The sequence below is a fragment of the Desulfoscipio geothermicus DSM 3669 genome (assembly GCF_900115975.1).
GTDB lineage: Bacteria > Bacillota > Desulfotomaculia > Desulfotomaculales > Desulfallaceae > Desulfoscipio > Desulfoscipio geothermicus.
The window spans coordinates 18,985-34,001 of sequence record NZ_FOYM01000005.1 but is presented as its reverse complement, the minus strand read 5'-3'; the positions used below and the strand labels follow the sequence as shown (position 1 = coordinate 34,001).

Sequence of the window (15,017 nt, the reverse complement as noted above, 5' to 3'; positions counted from 1 at the left end):
CAGGGGCGATGTAATATTTGGCACCTAAAGCAAGGTGCCGGCAGCAAATCCGCCGTAGATGACAACCAACCCGAAGATCCCCACCGCCAGCGCATAAATAACAGTGGGTATAAGATTTCTACGAATAATGACCCCTTCTACTCCGGTCAGTCCCACAGTAGCGCAAGCGGCCACCACGTTATGCACGCAAACCATATTGCCGATGGCACCGCCGATATTTTGCAGGGCCAGCGTTACAACTCCGGGTTGACCCAGCTGGGTGGCTACCCCAAACTGGAACTGGGAGAATAAAACGTTGGAAACGGTATTGGAACCGGACATGAACGCTCCCAGGATACCCACAAAGGGCGATACCAGGGGCCAGGCGCTCCCGACCATCATGGCGGTGGCCTTGGACATGGTAATCATCATGCCGTCAATTCCTTTAAGATTTACGCTGGATTGCACCATCACCTGTACCATGGCCACGGCGAAGAACAGGGCGAGAGCCGGGCCGGTCATTTGTTTAAAGGTGGCTCCCCAGGCTTCTTTAACCTTGGAACCGGGCATTTTGTGCAAGAAGATTGTAATAATGGCCACCAGGGTAAAGGGAATGGTTCCGGGCAGGTACAGGTACTTTAATGAATAATTTATGCCTGAACCTAAAATGTTCGACCAGGTTACCATTTGCCCGGCCAACAGCCCTTTCATTCCGAATTCCGGTATTCTGGTTACCACTAGGATTAAAGCTATCAGCACATACGGAGTCCAGGCCAGCCAAAGGGGCATATTACTTTGCTCTTCAGCGCCGGCTTCGGCCACACCTTTCCAGTTATCTTCCCACTGTCCCCTGGCCGGAAATTCCCACTTGTCCTTCGGCACCAAAAATCCTTTGGAGGCGGCCAACAAAACAACGGGAAGTCCAATCAGCGCACCCACCAGGGAGGGAAATTCCGGGCCCAGCAGAGCGGCGGTAATGATATACGGCACAGTAAAGCACAATCCGGCAAATATGGCGAAAGGCGCTGCCGCCAGGCCGTACTTCACGGAGCGTTTTTCCCTGGGACCGAAGAAAGCGGTCAGCATACAGATGGCCAGCAAGGGCAGAAAAGTGCCCACTAAGGCGTGGGGAATGGCGGTCCACAGGCCCACTTGCTTTAAGAATGGCAGGAACGCCCCTTCACCCAGTTGTTCCGCCACCGTGGATTTCATCACCGCGCCTACACCGCCGATAACCGGCGTACCTACGGCGCCGAAACTTACAGAAGTGCTGTCAAATATCAGTGCCACCATGGCCGCTGCCAGGGGCGGAAATCCCAGCCCTACCATCAGGGGACCGGCCAAAGCGGCGGGGGTGCCGAAACCTGCCGCCCCCTCGATGAAGGAGCCGAACATCCAACCTATAATTATGGCCTGTATGCGGCGGTCCGGGGTAATTCCATAAAAACCGCGGTTAATGGTAGCCATAGCACCGCTTTTTTTTAAAGTATTTAGAATAAGAATGGCGCCAAAAATTATAATTAGAATATTAAAGGCCGATAAAAAACCGTAAAGAGTGGATGCCGCTACGCGCACCGGCTCCATACCCCAGACGAATAATGCAATTATAGCGGCTATAGCCCAGGCAAAAGGCATCACCTTTTTAGCCGGCCAGGAAAATACCGTCATCATCACAATGGTGAATAAAATCGGTATAAAGGCCACCAGCGCCATACCTATAATACCCATACGATCAGTTCCTCCCTTTTGTTGAATTGACTAATTAAGGAGACTTTTTATAATGGCATATCACATAAATTATCCAAGCATAACTTTCACCCCCTTTCGGATCAAAGGACTTATGTTTTAATGTTCTGCTGGTCATACCAGTTATTTAAAAAAAATTCAATTAACAAAAGTCAACGTTATTAACGTATTACTTTCTTTGTTATGTCCTTGAGGGAAGTACAACCGGTAAGAATCATAGCCTGTTTCAATTCTTCAGTTAAATTTACGATGACCTGCCGCACTCCCTCTACGCCGCCGCCAAACGCCCCTACGACCAGCGGTCGTCCAATCAACACCGCATCGGCGCCCAAAGCCAATAGTTTTAGCACGTCAACGCCGGAACGCACTCCACCGTCAGCAAGAATAACTACTCGACCTTTAACCTCGGCTGCAATTTCCGGTAAAACTTCCGCTGCGCCGGGGGTATGGTCCAAAATACGCCCACCGTGGTTGGAAACCACAATGGCGGCAGCGCCCGCGTCAACGGCAAATCTGGCTTCATCAGCAGTCATAATCCCTTTGACAATAAAGGGCAGCCTGGTGGCTGAAATAATTTCGCGCAGTTCTCCGGGGTTTTTCGGCCCGACGGGTTGTCCCTTTAAAGCCATGGTTACCAGACCGGCGCCGTCCACATCCATGCCCACCGCCACTGCGCCGGATGCTTCGGCCCGGCGGACTCGTTCAATTACCTCGTGTTGTTCCCGCGGCTTTATAACCGGTATGCCCCATCCCTTTTCCGCAGCCACTGCCTCCACGCCGGCATCATACATGGTGGTGTCGGCACCGTCACCTGAAAAACCCAGACTGCCGGCCGACTTGCTGCCGGAAATGACCATGCCTATAAATTCACGTTCAGATATAGCGCCGCCCATGTTATATGTGGTACCGGTTATAGGAGCGGCCAACACCGGCGTTTTCAGTGACAGACCAAATATTTGGCAGTGCGTTTGAGGGTCCTTGGCATCGTGTAAAGTACGCAGATTCAACCGGTATTTTGCCAGCGCCTCCAGGTTGGCCCTGAATCCATAGCCTGTTCCTGCGCCCCCCATACCCGGCACTTCGCCGGAACAGGCCCGCCCGTCACACACGGGACAGACCCTGCAATATCCTTTAAGCTTTTTCCTGGCTTCTTCTCGAATTACCTTCAAGTTCACTGTTTTTCCTCCGGTTTAATTATATTTAAGACCCACTGTGCTGCTGGCATGACCACTAATTATTATAAGATTCTATATATTTTTACAAAGTCCTGCTTTGCAATTAAAAATTTTAATAAATTATCCACTATTTTTATACTAATATTCCACTGACAGTTAGTTCATTTGTAAAATACCCTTAGAATATGCTCTTTAAGGCCAACGAGGTGGGCAAAAGGGCCACCGTGATCCACGACCCGTTTAATTAAACTGATTAAATTGGTTCCTTTGAATCTGTGAAAAATCAGACTGATACAACTTACACATTGCATCGATAAAAACTCACAGATAGCTGTTTTAGATTTGCAGCTCAGGTACAGGTATAATCTTTGTTTATGATAAAGCCTGTCATCAACTCCTTTGGCCTATGGCCTCTTAAGCTATCAATCACCACCAATAGGAAGGATATTCCCTACCAGGGACCAAATTTATAACCAAAATTGCTATAATTACCAGTAGCATTGAACCTGCCGCAATAGGAAACAGCATAAACATTATGTCAGATCCGCTAATTACAGCTGTACATAAAGTCGCCCCGCAGGTGGGTGCAACGTTCCTGTTAATAGCAAAATCGGAACTTGTAATAGCTTCAATTTTACCTGTTGAAATTTCTTTCTTGTATACATACCCAACGGCCTATGGCATAGCTCCGCCGTGCCCAAAAGGATCATTAAAAATAATGCGAAATTTAGTCGAATTAGAGGAAATTTTAAATACTTCATGTAATTATATTACTAAATTTCATTATTTAAGGTTTTTATTATGGGAGAAATGATTAAACAAATGTTTTATGGCAAACATATGTTCGTACGGGGGGGGGTAAATATACTAAAATTGTTAAATATTTGAAAATATGTAATAATATATTTTTATGCTTTTTTATAACCTATTGCTTTTTTCTTCTTCGTTCCCCACCACTTAATTCATATCCTAGTGTTTCTTCTTTTTCGCCCGTCTTTTTTTCTTGTTTTTCCGAGGTGTGATATGAAATCTACATTAATTCACGCTGCCAGGACGTTTTTTAGAATCCAGGAGGCCCGTTTTAAAGTCGCTTCCCAGCATTCCCAGCGGGTGGCGTTCCACGCATTGATGCTGGCCAAAGAGTTGGGTATGTCCGGCAAAGAGCAAAAACATATTTACCTGGCCGGTTTACTTCATGATATTGGCAAGCTGGGCATTCCCGACTCCTATTTATTTAAAGCGTGCAAACTTACTGAAGAAGAATGGCAGGAGATAAAAAAACATCCGGTGTTTAGCTATGAGATTCTTTCGACTATACCGGAAATGAAAAACATCAGCGTCATAGCTCTGTACCATCATGAACGGTACGATGGTAAGGGATATCCCGAAGGACTACGAGGCGAGGCTATTCCCCTGGGAGCCCGCCTTTTAGCCGTGGTTGACAGTTTTGATGCCATGACATCCTACCGCTTTTACCGGCCGCAAATTTCTTTTCAAATGGCGATTGAAGAACTCTGCCGCTGTGCCGGCACTCAGTTCGATCCACGGATTGTGGAAGCATTTTGCTGCCTTTGGAAACGGAAAGATATGTCGAAGTCCTGTCATTTTGAATCTGCTTTACGGACCTTTATCGGCAACGGCTTGATTTCAAAAAGATAAAAGGGAGCGGCAAGAAGTAGGGAAAATTGCATCTGAATAATTAGATAAAACTATTCAAAAAAATTCCGCGTATAGGGTACCGACCGCCGGCGGGAGTTGATTTTGTTAATGCAAACCGGGAGAACGTACTGTAGTGCGCTAACATTCATAAGGAAAAGGGTACAGAATACTTTTTCAAAGAACGAAAAAGCAGCCTGTACCCTCGCCGTACATAAAGCCTCCGGGAAACCGGAGGCCTTAGATTTATTTGGTGGGCGATGACGGACTTGAACCGCCGACATCCTGCTTGTAAGGCAGGCGCTCTCCCAACTGAGCTAATCGCCCAAGTGGTGACCCCACCGGGATTCGAACCCGGGTTACCGCCGTGAAAGGGCGGTGTCTTAGGCCACTTGACCATGGGGCCATGTTTGTTATGAATACTACTCATGGTGGGCCCACTAGGATTCGAACCTAGAACCAGCCGGTTATGAGCCGGATGCTCTACCGTTGAGCTATGGGCCCGGAGAAATTGGCTCCCCGAGCTGGATTCGAACCAGCAACCCTCCGGTTAACAGCCGGATGCTCTACCGTTGAGCTATCGAGGAACGCTACAGCAGTTATTATACAACAAACCAACCCCATGGTCAATATAATATGTGCATTAATTTTTGCTAGTCCAGGTAATCTTTGAGTTTCTTGCTACGGCTGGGATGACGCAGTTTCCGGAGCGTTTTGGCTTCGATCTGCCGGATGCGCTCCCGGGTGACGCCGAATTTCTGTCCCACTTCCTCCAGGGTCCGCGCCCGACCGTCATCCAGACCGAAACGCAAGCGCAATACCTTTTGCTCCCTGTCGGTCAAGGTTTCCAGCACATCATCCAATTGTTCCCGGAGCAAGGTGAAGGACGCTTCTTCAGCCGGTGCCCGGGCATCATGGTCTTCAATGAAATCGCCCAGGTGCGAATCCTCTTCCTCGCCAATGGGGGTTTCCAGCGAAACAGGCTCCTGGGCGATTTTCAATATTTCCCGTACCTTTTCCTCCGAAATGCCCATTTCCCGTGCAATCTCCTCGGGGCTCGGTTCACGTCCCAGTTCCTGCAACAACTGTCTGCTCACCCTGATTAATTTATTAATGGTTTCCACCATGTGTACCGGTATACGGATAGTTCGGGCCTGGTCGGCAATGGCCCTGGTGATAGCCTGCCGAATCCACCAGGTGGCATAAGTGCTGAATTTATACCCTTTGCGGTAATCAAATTTTTCCACCGCTTTTATCAAGCCCAGGTTTCCTTCCTGGATCAGATCCAGGAAAAGCATGCCTCTTCCCACATAGCGCTTGGCAATGCTGACCACCAGGCGCAAATTGGCCTCCGCCAAACGGCGCTTGGCTTCCTCATCGCCCTGTTCCATGCGCTTGGCCAGATCCACTTCCTCTTCCGGCGTAAGCAGGGGTACCCGCCCGATTTCTTTCAAGTACATGCGTACAGGGTCATCTATACCAACGCCCTCGGGGACGGTTAAATCCAGTTCAACTTCCTCGTTGTCACCTTCCAGGGAAGGCTGGTTCATTTCTATATCCTGGTTCTCAGGGACCACCTCAATACCCATTCCGGCTAACTTTTCATATACGTCATCAATTTGTTCGGGAGTAAGATCTATACCTTGTAAGCTGTCCATGACCTCATTGTATGTCAGGGATCCCTGTTTTTTGCCCTTTTCAATTAATTCTTTGACATCCTGTATGAGCTGTTTTTTGTTGGTGTCTTCCCTCATTGCAACACTTCCCTCCCTTCAGGGTTTTATCAGTGAGATCTATTTCACGCAAAATGCGTATTATTTCTTCCAGGTTACCTGATTTTTCTGCGCCGGTCAGTGCAGTCTGCAACTCATGACGGTATTCCATGAGCTGCCGTCTTTTAATGGCCGATATGAAACCATGCAGCATTTCTTCCAGGTTGTCTCCGGGCAGGGGTTCCATTAATAAAGCGCTGAGTCTTTGCTGGTATTCATCATCCAGGTAGTCCAGCAAAACAGATAATGTATTCGCAGGCGATTGCCGAACTATTTCCAGCATTTTTGCAAAAACTCCGCGGCAAAATGAATTCTTGAAGAAATTTCCCGGCAATGTATCGGTAATAATATTAATGGTATCGGTATCTTCCAACATCAACCTTAATAAACCATATTCAGCCCTTTCCCCGAAATCAACCACATTTTTTCTAATATTAATATTATGCTTATTTTTAACAATTTTATCCGGATTTGTCGCTTTTTTTCGCTGGTTATCAGTAAATTTACGGAGTTCTTCAGCCACCACGTGGTAACTGGTGTATAACCTGGCAGCCACCAGTTTGACTGCCTCGTTTTTTTCCAGTTCCCCGTTGATGACCGCCAGAGTGGGTAAAACTTCTTCCAGCACGGCCTCCTTGCCGGACGGTGCGTTTTTATATTTTTCCAGTGCCACCTGCAGTTTATATTCCACCAGCGAGACGGCGTTTTCCACCTGACGTTTCCAGGCCTCCGGGCCGCGGGCCCTCAAAAACTCATCAGGGTCCTTGCCTTCCGGCAATGCCAGCACTCTGACCCTGAAGCCCTGCTGCTGCAGTATATCCAGACCCCGCACCGCCGCCGCAACCCCGGCGGCGTCAGCATCATAAGCAATGATAACTTCCCTGGTATAATTCATTAACAACCGCCCGTGTTCTTGGGTCAAGCTGGTGCCCAGCGAAGCCACGGCGTTGGAGATACCGAACTGGTGAGCGGCAATGGTATCCATATAACCCTCGGTGATGATGGCATAGCCCAGTTCGCGCATATACGACCTGGCCCGGTTCAGGCCGTAAAGAATTTTGCTCTTGCTGAAATAGGCTGTTTCCGCCGTATTTAAATACTTGGGCACGCCCTCGCCCAGCACCCGGCCCCCGAAACCGACCACCCTCCCGCGGCTGTCACAAATCGGAAACATCAAACGGTCTCGGAAACGGTCGTAAGCTTTGCGCTCCCCTTCGACAGCTAGGCCCACTTCCAGAAGATCCTGAATGCCTACGCCCTTGCCCTGCATGAATTTAATCAGGTCATCCCAGGCCGGCAGGGCATATCCAAGGTTGAAATCCCGGATTATTTCCGGTGTAAGGCCGCGCCCGGCCAGGTATTCCCTGGCTTTGGCCGCCGCCGGGTGTCGCAGCAGCAACGAGTGAAAATAGTCCCCGGCCAGGGCATTGATTTTCCAGGCCTTTTCTTCCCGGCGCAGGCGCGCCCGCACCCGGGGACTGTACCCGTCCGGAACCGCCACTCCCACCCTCTCCCCCAGCAACCTTACCGCTTCGGGAAAGGATAGGTTGTGCTGCAACATGATAAATTTGAAAACATTGCCCCCTTTGTTGCAGCCGAAGCAATAAAAAATTTGTTTATCCGGCGTAACCGTAAATGACGGGTCGGATTCCTGGTGGAAAGGGCAGGGACCAACGTAATTTTTACCTTTTTTTTGCAGGTTGACGTATTCGGATATGACTTGAACGATATCGGCGCGCAACCGAATATTCTCCAGTATTTCTTCCGGTATATACCCGCCCATATAACCACCGCCCGTCGTTTAACATTTATTCGCTGCCACTATAAATTATCCTTCCGGTTTCGACATTTTTTTGTCACCCGCCGGTTTCCGGTATAGCGAAGGACCGGGGGATGAACAGCGCCTTGAACTGAGCTATGGCATAGCGGTCGGTCATGCCGGCGATATAGTCGCATACCGCCCGCTCCACCCCCACTGTTTTCGCCCTTTCACGGTGTTCCGCAGGGAGGTCCCCGGGATGCCTGGCCCAGTAGGCAAAGAGATACTGCACCACATGCCGGGCTTTACCTTCCTCCCCTTTGGCCTCGGAGTCAATATACACATGATCAAAGAGAAAGTCCCTCAATTTGCCGGTGGCTTCCTGCACCCGACTGCTCATACTGATTAGAGGCTTATCCAAGCTATTTTCAATCAGGTCCATTACCATGTTGTTGATTCTGGTGCGGTGCTCCGTGCCCAAAACTTCCAGGCAAAATGGGGGCAGGTCGCCGGCCTTTAATATACCGCCCCTGATGGCGTCGTCGATATCGTGATTGATGTAAGCCACCCGGTCGGCAATCTTTACAATCTGTCCCTCCAGGGTGGATGGGCGGACCGGCCCGGTATGATGTAAAATACCATCGCATACCTCCCAGGTCAGGTTGAGGCCCCGGCCCCCTTCCAGTTCCTCCACCACCCGCAGGCTTTGCCGGTTGTGCTTGAAACCGTCCGTCATTATTTCATTCAACGCGCTTTCCCCGGCGTGGCCGAAGGGGGTGTGGCCCAGGTCGTGCCCCAGGGCGATAGCCTCGGTAAGATCTTCATTCAAGCGCAGCGCCCGGGCCACCGTCCGGGCAATCTGGGCCACTTCCAGGGTATGGGTTAGCCTGGTGCGGTAATGGTCGCCCTCGGGGATAATAAATACCTGGGTTTTGTGTTTCAGACGGCGAAATGACTTGGAATGGATGATCCGGTCCCGGTCTCGTTGAAAGGCCGTTCTGACCCGGCAATGTTCCTCGGGATAACGGCGCCCCACCGTCCGGCTGCTGCGGGCGGCATAGGGGGAAAGGAGTTTTTCTTCCATAGCCTCGGTGTACAGGCGAAAATCCACCCCGGCTCACCTCTTCAACCCCAAAATAATTGACCCCCCGAAGCCTGAGCCAGCCGGCGGGGGATCAAGGCAATAGCTTATTTGCCTTGCATTCGGTGCGCGCGCAGCTCCACTGTGGCCCGGGCCACTTCCAAAACCCGCCGCGCCAGCATCCGGGAACGGGCTGTCCCGTCCTGATCATCCCTGGCCATACGCTGGGCGCTGGCGCCCAGGTGCCCGGCATCGTTGTCCATATGTCCATCGCCGACAATAATCATACCCTGACACAACATCATGTCCTGCATGGCCCGCAGGGTGGTCTCCTGACCGCCGAAGCGCGCCGCGCCCACCGACAGGGCGCCGCCGGGTACATTCAACAGCGCCTTATCCTTACGGAGAGCCCGGGTTTTATCCCAAAAGGCCTTCAACTGGGCGGAAACGGTACAGAAATAGACAGGACTGCCCATAATAATACCGTCACAGCGGCGCAGCAACCCATAAGCCTCATCCAGCGCCGTACCCCGGAAGCACTTGCCCTCGCAAGGATTTGAACAAGCCAGGCAGTAAGGCACTTTTACCCGGGCGAGAATTTCGGATAACTGTATAAGGCGGCCTTCGGCCCCCGCGGCATTTACCTCCTCCAATGCAGCCCGCAGCATATATGCCGTGTTGCCTTCCGGATTAGGACTTCCGTTAATAGCGACAATCAACATCACTTGATCCCTCTTTCTATAAGAGTACGCTGAGTAAAACTTTTATCCGGATGAATTCCGGACGTCTATCCATTTTATAATGAGTGCGTGCTTCATGAGGGGACTTATACAATTTATGCACCCCCCGGCGATTTATACCTTTCCTCAATCAGACAGATACAGCGTATTCAACACCGTATATACCGGCCCCTTTCGGGTAAGCCTGCTCTCCATTAAATCTACTGCGGCAACCTTGACCTCGCCTATAATGCCAAATTCACCGGCAATATCCCCGGCTTTACTCAGCAATTCAGCGTTGGCCTGCGGCGCCCGCACCCGCCCCAGGGTCAAGTGCGGCGAAAAACGCTTGCCGTCGCCGGAAAAACCCAGTTTGGCCATACCGGTTTCCATCCGGTTATATAGTTCGCGGAACTTAAGTAAATTGCCTTGCACACCAACCCAAACCACCCGGGGTTTATGCGGTCCGGGGAAAAACCCCAGGCCGGATAGTTGAAGCGAAAAACCGCCCAGCCCGGCCACAGCCTCGCGCGCAACCCGGGTTATTTCGTCAACCCGCCCGGCATCAACATCGCCCAGAAACCGGATAGTTAAATGAAGGTTATGCTGTTCCACCCATTTCACATTGGCCGGCGTTTCCCTTAGACGGGATTGCAAACCGGAAAGCTTGCGTTTCAAGTCATCCGGCAAATTGACGGCCCAAAAAAGACGCATTTGCCACACCCGCCAACCTACTTTGTAATACCTTTCTGTAATATTTTAACGGCGTGTATCCCTGTTTATAGAATATAAATGTATTTCTATATTTTTTCCTAATTCCCTTTTTGTTAACAAGAAATTAACTTTAGAATACAGAACTCAGGAGTCAGAAATCAGAATTTCTTAATCGCTGTTCTGACTTCTGTGTTCTGAATTCTAAAGTTAAAGAGGGCTTCAAGCCCTCTTTAACTTTAACTTAACCGTTTTTCACCTTGGCCTGGGCCGCCGCCAGCCGGGCTATGGGCACCCGGAAGGGTGAGCAGCTCACATAATTCAATCCCGTCAGGTGGCAGAATTCAATGGAGGATGGTTCCCCGCCGTGCTCGCCGCAAATACCCACCAGGAGGTCGGGCTTGACGCTTCTGCCCGCCTGCACGGCCATTTGCATCAGTTTGCCCACCCCCTTGCGGTCCAGCACAACAAAGGGGTTATCCTTTAATATTTTTTTCTCCACGTATTCATTTAAGAACTTGCCCTCGGCATCGTCCCGGCTGAATCCCAGGGTGGTCTGGGTTAGGTCATTGGTCCCGAAGGAGAAGAATTCAGCCACCCGGGCGATTTCGCCAGCCAACAGCGCCGCCCGGGGTACTTCAATCATCGTGCCCACGGTGTATTCAAACCGGACACCGGTCTCCCGCATCACGTCTTCGGCAGTTTTTTCCACGACCTCACGTAGGAAGGCCAGCTCGTTTTGTTCAATTACCAGTGGTATTTCCACCTCGGGGATTACCTTACAGCCTTCCCGGACCAGGCGCACCACGGCCTGGAAGATAGCCCGGGCCTGCATGGCGTAAACTTCCGGGAATGTAATGCCCAGCCGGCAGCCCCGGTGCCCCAGCATGGGGTTGAATTCGGACAGGGCCCGTACTTTCCTAAGCAATTCTTCCTTTTCCTGCAATTCCCCGGCGTCACCGCCCGTCAGGCGCAGGGTGTTGATTTCCACCATGAGTTCTTCCGCGTTGGGCAAAAACTCGTGCAGCGGCGGGTCCAGGAGGCGAATGGTCACCGGCAAACCTTCCATGGCTTTCAATATGCCGTAGAAATCTTCCTCTTGCATAGGCAGCAGCCTATCCAGGGCTTTTTGTCTTTCCTCTTCCGTGGCGGCCAGAATCATCTCCTGCACAATGGGCAGGCGGTCCTGGGCCATGAACATGTGCTCGGTGCGGGTCAGGCCGATGCCCTCGGCCCCGAATTCCCGCGCTTTGGCGGCGTCAGCCGGCGTATCGGCATTGGCCCGCACGCCCAGGGCACGAATTTCATCGGCCCATTCCAACAGTTGCTGGAATTCCGCGCTCAGTTCGGGGTCGATCATGGAAACCTCGCCCAGCATGACCTGCCCGGTGGCCCCATCAATGGAAATAATATCGCCTTTTTTGACAGTTAATCCCCCAACCATGAATTCTTCATTATCGTAATCAATCCGGATCGCTTCACAGCCGCAGACGCAAGGCTTACCCATGCCGCGGGCCACCACGGCGGCGTGGCTGGTCATACCGCCCCGGGAAGTCAAGATACCCTGCGCCTGCACGATGCCGTGGATATCGTCCGGCGTGGTTTCGGTGCGTACCAGGATCACTTTTTGCCCTTCCTGGCCCATTTTTTCAGCCTCGTCGGCGTCAAAGACAACCTTACCCGAAGCGGCGCCCGGCGAAGCCGGCAGTCCTTTGGCAAATACCTCCAGGTTGACATTGGGGTCGATGCGGCGGTGCAACAGGTGATCCAGGTGCGCCGGTTCCACCCGCATGACGGCTTCTTCCCGGCTGATCAGCCCCTCGTTGACCATGTCCACGGCTATTTTTATGGCCGCCTGGGCGGTGCGTTTGCCGTTGCGGGTCTGCAGCATATACAGCTTGCCACGCTCAATGGTAAATTCAATATCCTGCATGTTCTTGTAATGTTTCTCCAGCAGGGTGCAGGTTTCGGCAAACTGCCGGTATACGTCGGGCATTTCCTCTTGCAAGGTGGCAATGGGCTGCGGCGTTCTGATGCCGGCCACCACATCCTCACCCTGAGCGTTAATCAGGTATTCGCCGTAAAGCTCGCTGGCACCGGTGGACGGGTTGCGGGTGAAAGCCACCCCGGTGCCGCAATCGTTGCCCAGGTTGCCGAACACCATCACCTGCACGTTGACTGCGGTGCCCAGTGTATCGGCAATCTTGTTTACCTTGCGGTAAACGATGGCCCGGTCGTTGTTCCAGGAATTGAAAACGGCGTAAACAGCATTAAACAACTGCTCCATGGGATCCTGGGGAAAAGGATTACCGGTTTCCCGTTCTATAATTTTTTTGTATTCCTCAACCACGTATTGCCATTGTTCGGCAGTCAACTGGTTATCAAAATTAACTCCACATTGTTCCTTATGTGTTTCCAGGACGCGCTCAAACTTGACGTGTTCAATACCCAGCACAACATCGCCGAACATATTTAAAAAGCGGCGGTAACAATCCATGGCAAACCGCCGGTCACCGGCTGCCCGGGCCAACCCCTGCACGGTTTCGTCGTTCAGACCCAGGTTCAACACAGTATCCATCATGCCGGGCATGGAAATCGGGGCGCCGGACCGAACGCTCACCAGCAGCGGGTTCTCGGGGTCGCCGAAACGCTTGCCGGTCTTCGCCTCCAGGGTTTTAATTTTCTCCCGTACCTGTTCCTCCATTCCCGGGGGGAACTGCCTGTTTTCCACGTAAAACTGATTGCAGGCCTCTGTGGTGATAATAATGCCGGGAGGAACCGGCAACCCGATATTGGTCATTTCCGCCAAATTGGCGCCCTTGCCGCCAAGCAGGTCTTTCATGTCCGCCCGGCCTTCCTCAAAGGTATAAACCCACTTATGATTTACCATGTCTCTCACCCCTGTAATAAAGTTCCAGCACCCTGCTGGCGGTTTCTTCAACTGCCTTGTTGGTGACATCAATAATTGAGCAACCGGCTCTTTTCATGATATTTTCGGCGTAATCCAGCTCCTTTAAAATGCGTTCCATGCTGGCATAATCGGCATTGGAGGTCAAACCCAGCGACTTCAAACGTTCCCGCCGGATTTCATTAAGCTGGCTGGGACGGATGGTCAGGCCGATTAACTTGTGCGGCGGCATATTGAATATTTCCTCCGGCGGGGCTACCTCAGGTACGAGGGGCACATTGGCCGCTTTAATGCGCTTGTGGGCCAGGTACATGCATAACGGGGTCTTGGAGGTGCGGCTGACTCCGATGACCACTATGTCCGCCCGCAAAATACCCCGGGGGTCCTTCCCGTCATCGTACTTAACAGCAAATTCAATGGCTTCCACCTTGCGAAAATACTCCTGGTCCATCTTGCGCACCAGCCCCGGCTCCAGTTTGGGCACCCCCCCCTCCAACTTAGTCAGGGCGTCCAGCATGGGGGTCATTATATCCACCGTCAATATATTGTGCTCTTGCGCCTCCCGGATCAAGGTTTCCCTGAGTTCGGGCAGCACCAGCGTATAGGCTATCAAACTGTGATAATTGCTGGCTTCTTCCACTATTTCCGGTATTTCCGAGGGGTCGTTGACATAGGGAACCCGGCGGATGTCCACACCGCCGCCGTTGAACTGGCTGGCCGCCGCCCTGGCCACCAATTCCGCCGTTTCACCGATAGAATCAGAAATAATATAGATAATCGGTCTTTGTTTATTTTTTTCCGCGGAAATGGAAACCGCCTCCTTAATCGTTGCCTTCGCCCAGTTCGACGAACAGCCTGGTCACATTGGTTTTGCTCAACCTGCCGATAACCTCAAGGTCTGCTGCGCCGTTTTCATTGTTGACCGGCCGCACCACCGGCAGAGCGTCCACTTCGTGCATGATCAACTTCCGTGCCGCTTCCCAGACCGACTCGTCGGGCTCCGCATAAATAATATTCGGCATTCTGGTCATGATTACTCCCACAGGAAGCTTGTGTATATCCTGTCCGCCCAGGGTGGTTTTCAAAAGGTCCTTTCGGGAAATTACCCCTTCCAAAAAACCCCCTTCCCGAACTACGAACATAGTGCCCACGTCTTCAATAAACATGGTTACCACGGCGTCATAAATAGTGCACTGTTCGGATACCACCACGGGTACGGATTTAACATCGCCCACCAAAATCCGGTGCAGCTTTTCGGCCAGCACGCGGCCCGGCTTTTTACCACTGTAGTAGTAGCCCACCCGGGGGCGCGCTTCCAGCATGCCGGACATGGTTAAAATAGCCATGTCCGGACGCAGGGTGGCTCTGGTAAGGTTCAGCCGCTCGGCAATTTGTTCACCTGTAATGGGCCCTTCCTTTTTTACTATGTCCAGGATGGCTTCCTGTCTTTTGGTAAGTTCCATATCATCGCCCCTTACAGAGCAAGTATGTCATACTATTTATATTGACCC

At 51.5% G+C, this 15,017-nt stretch carries 12 protein-coding genes and 4 tRNA genes; 1 reads left to right on the top strand and 15 read right to left on the bottom strand.

Translation table 11 applies throughout. From position 1 onward, the window contains the following. Positions 1–24: 24 nt before the first annotated feature. From BM299_RS04195 to BM299_RS20385, 3 genes are all read right to left on the bottom strand, one after another. Positions 25–1,707 carry an L-lactate permease gene (locus BM299_RS04195; protein WP_092482216.1) on the bottom strand — a complete coding sequence of 561 codons (1,683 nt, stop codon included), beginning with the start codon at positions 1,705–1,707 and terminating at the stop codon, positions 25–27. A 179-nt stretch (positions 1,708–1,886) separates the two neighbouring features. Next, positions 1,887–2,900: an alpha-hydroxy-acid oxidizing protein gene (locus BM299_RS04190; protein ID WP_092482215.1), complete on the bottom strand. Its 1,014-nt coding sequence runs from the start codon at positions 2,898–2,900 to the stop codon at positions 1,887–1,889. Positions 2,901–3,326: 426 nt separating this feature from the next. After that, a complete protein-coding gene (locus tag BM299_RS20385) occupies positions 3,327–3,503 on the bottom strand; it encodes an HPP family protein (RefSeq protein ID WP_425429466.1) in 177 nt (58 codons plus the stop codon). 420 nt (positions 3,504–3,923) lie between these two features. Between BM299_RS20385 and BM299_RS04180 the strand changes: the two genes are divergently transcribed. Beyond that, complete coding sequence (locus tag BM299_RS04180; RefSeq protein WP_092482213.1) at positions 3,924–4,559, top strand: HD-GYP domain-containing protein; 636 nt, start codon at positions 3,924–3,926, stop codon at positions 4,557–4,559. Between the two features lie 248 nt (positions 4,560–4,807). Here BM299_RS04180 and BM299_RS04175 read toward each other — a convergent pair. The 12 genes from BM299_RS04175 to ccpN form a co-directional block, all read right to left on the bottom strand. Beyond that, positions 4,808–4,883: transfer RNA gene (locus tag BM299_RS04175), tRNA-Val, on the bottom strand. A gap of 3 nt (positions 4,884–4,886) precedes the next feature. Further along, positions 4,887–4,962 (bottom strand) — tRNA-Glu (locus BM299_RS04170). A gap of 23 nt (positions 4,963–4,985) precedes the next feature. Continuing rightward, a tRNA-Ile gene (locus BM299_RS04165) sits at positions 4,986–5,060 on the bottom strand. An 8-nt stretch (positions 5,061–5,068) separates the two neighbouring features. Next, positions 5,069–5,143 (bottom strand) — tRNA-Asn (locus BM299_RS04160). Positions 5,144–5,209: 66 nt separating this feature from the next. Then, on the bottom strand, positions 5,210–6,310 hold the full coding sequence (gene rpoD, locus BM299_RS04155; RefSeq protein WP_092482212.1) for an RNA polymerase sigma factor RpoD: 1,101 nt from the start codon (positions 6,308–6,310) through the stop codon (positions 5,210–5,212). Next, the gene (gene dnaG / locus BM299_RS04150; protein WP_092482211.1) at positions 6,255–8,111 is read right to left on the bottom strand and encodes a DNA primase; all 1,857 of its coding nucleotides are present in this window, start codon (positions 8,109–8,111) and stop codon (positions 6,255–6,257) included. The genes rpoD and dnaG overlap by 56 nt, the downstream gene beginning before the upstream one ends. 73 nt (positions 8,112–8,184) lie before the next feature. Beyond that, the gene (locus BM299_RS04145; RefSeq protein WP_092482210.1) at positions 8,185–9,198 is read right to left on the bottom strand and encodes a deoxyguanosinetriphosphate triphosphohydrolase; all 1,014 of its coding nucleotides are present in this window, start codon (positions 9,196–9,198) and stop codon (positions 8,185–8,187) included. A 77-nt stretch (positions 9,199–9,275) separates the two neighbouring features. Next, a complete protein-coding gene (locus BM299_RS04140; protein ID WP_092482209.1) occupies positions 9,276–9,890 on the bottom strand; it encodes a flavodoxin family protein in 615 nt (204 codons plus the stop codon). 144 nt (positions 9,891–10,034) lie between these two features. Then, entirely contained in the window at positions 10,035–10,601 is a 567-nt protein-coding gene (gene thpR, locus BM299_RS04135) for an RNA 2',3'-cyclic phosphodiesterase (RefSeq protein ID WP_092482208.1), read from the bottom strand. 241 nt (positions 10,602–10,842) lie between these two features. After that, complete coding sequence (gene ppdK / locus BM299_RS04130; protein WP_092482207.1) at positions 10,843–13,488, bottom strand: pyruvate, phosphate dikinase; 2,646 nt, start codon at positions 13,486–13,488, stop codon at positions 10,843–10,845. Beyond that, positions 13,475–14,314, bottom strand: a complete 840-nt coding sequence (locus tag BM299_RS04125; RefSeq protein WP_207545127.1) for a pyruvate, water dikinase regulatory protein — start codon at positions 14,312–14,314, stop codon at positions 13,475–13,477. Before BM299_RS04125 ends, ppdK begins: the two co-directional genes overlap by 14 nt. Before the next feature lie 13 nt (positions 14,315–14,327). After that, entirely contained in the window at positions 14,328–14,969 is a 642-nt protein-coding gene (gene ccpN, locus BM299_RS04120) for a transcriptional regulator CcpN (protein WP_092482205.1), read from the bottom strand. Between the last annotated feature and the right edge of the window lie 48 nt (positions 14,970–15,017).

Bases quoted from the DNA above. Each gene is read 5' to 3' on its own strand.
- BM299_RS04195 (WP_092482216.1), bottom strand. From the start codon at position 1,707: ATGGGTATTATAGGTATGGCGCTGGTGGCCTTTATACCGATTTTATTC.
- BM299_RS04180 (WP_092482213.1), top strand. From the start codon at position 3,924: ATGAAATCTACATTAATTCACGCTGCCAGGACGTTTTTTAGAATCCAG.
- rpoD (WP_092482212.1), bottom strand. From the start codon at position 6,310: ATGAGGGAAGACACCAACAAAAAACAGCTCATACAGGATGTCAAAGAA.
- dnaG (WP_092482211.1), bottom strand. From the start codon at position 8,111: ATGGGCGGGTATATACCGGAAGAAATACTGGAGAATATTCGGTTGCGC.
- BM299_RS04140 (WP_092482209.1), bottom strand. From the start codon at position 9,890: ATGTTGATTGTCGCTATTAACGGAAGTCCTAATCCGGAAGGCAACACG.
- thpR (WP_092482208.1), bottom strand. From the start codon at position 10,601: ATGCGTCTTTTTTGGGCCGTCAATTTGCCGGATGACTTGAAACGCAAG.
- ppdK (WP_092482207.1), bottom strand. From the start codon at position 13,488: ATGGTAAATCATAAGTGGGTTTATACCTTTGAGGAAGGCCGGGCGGAC.
- ccpN (WP_092482205.1), bottom strand. From the start codon at position 14,969: ATGGAACTTACCAAAAGACAGGAAGCCATCCTGGACATAGTAAAAAAG.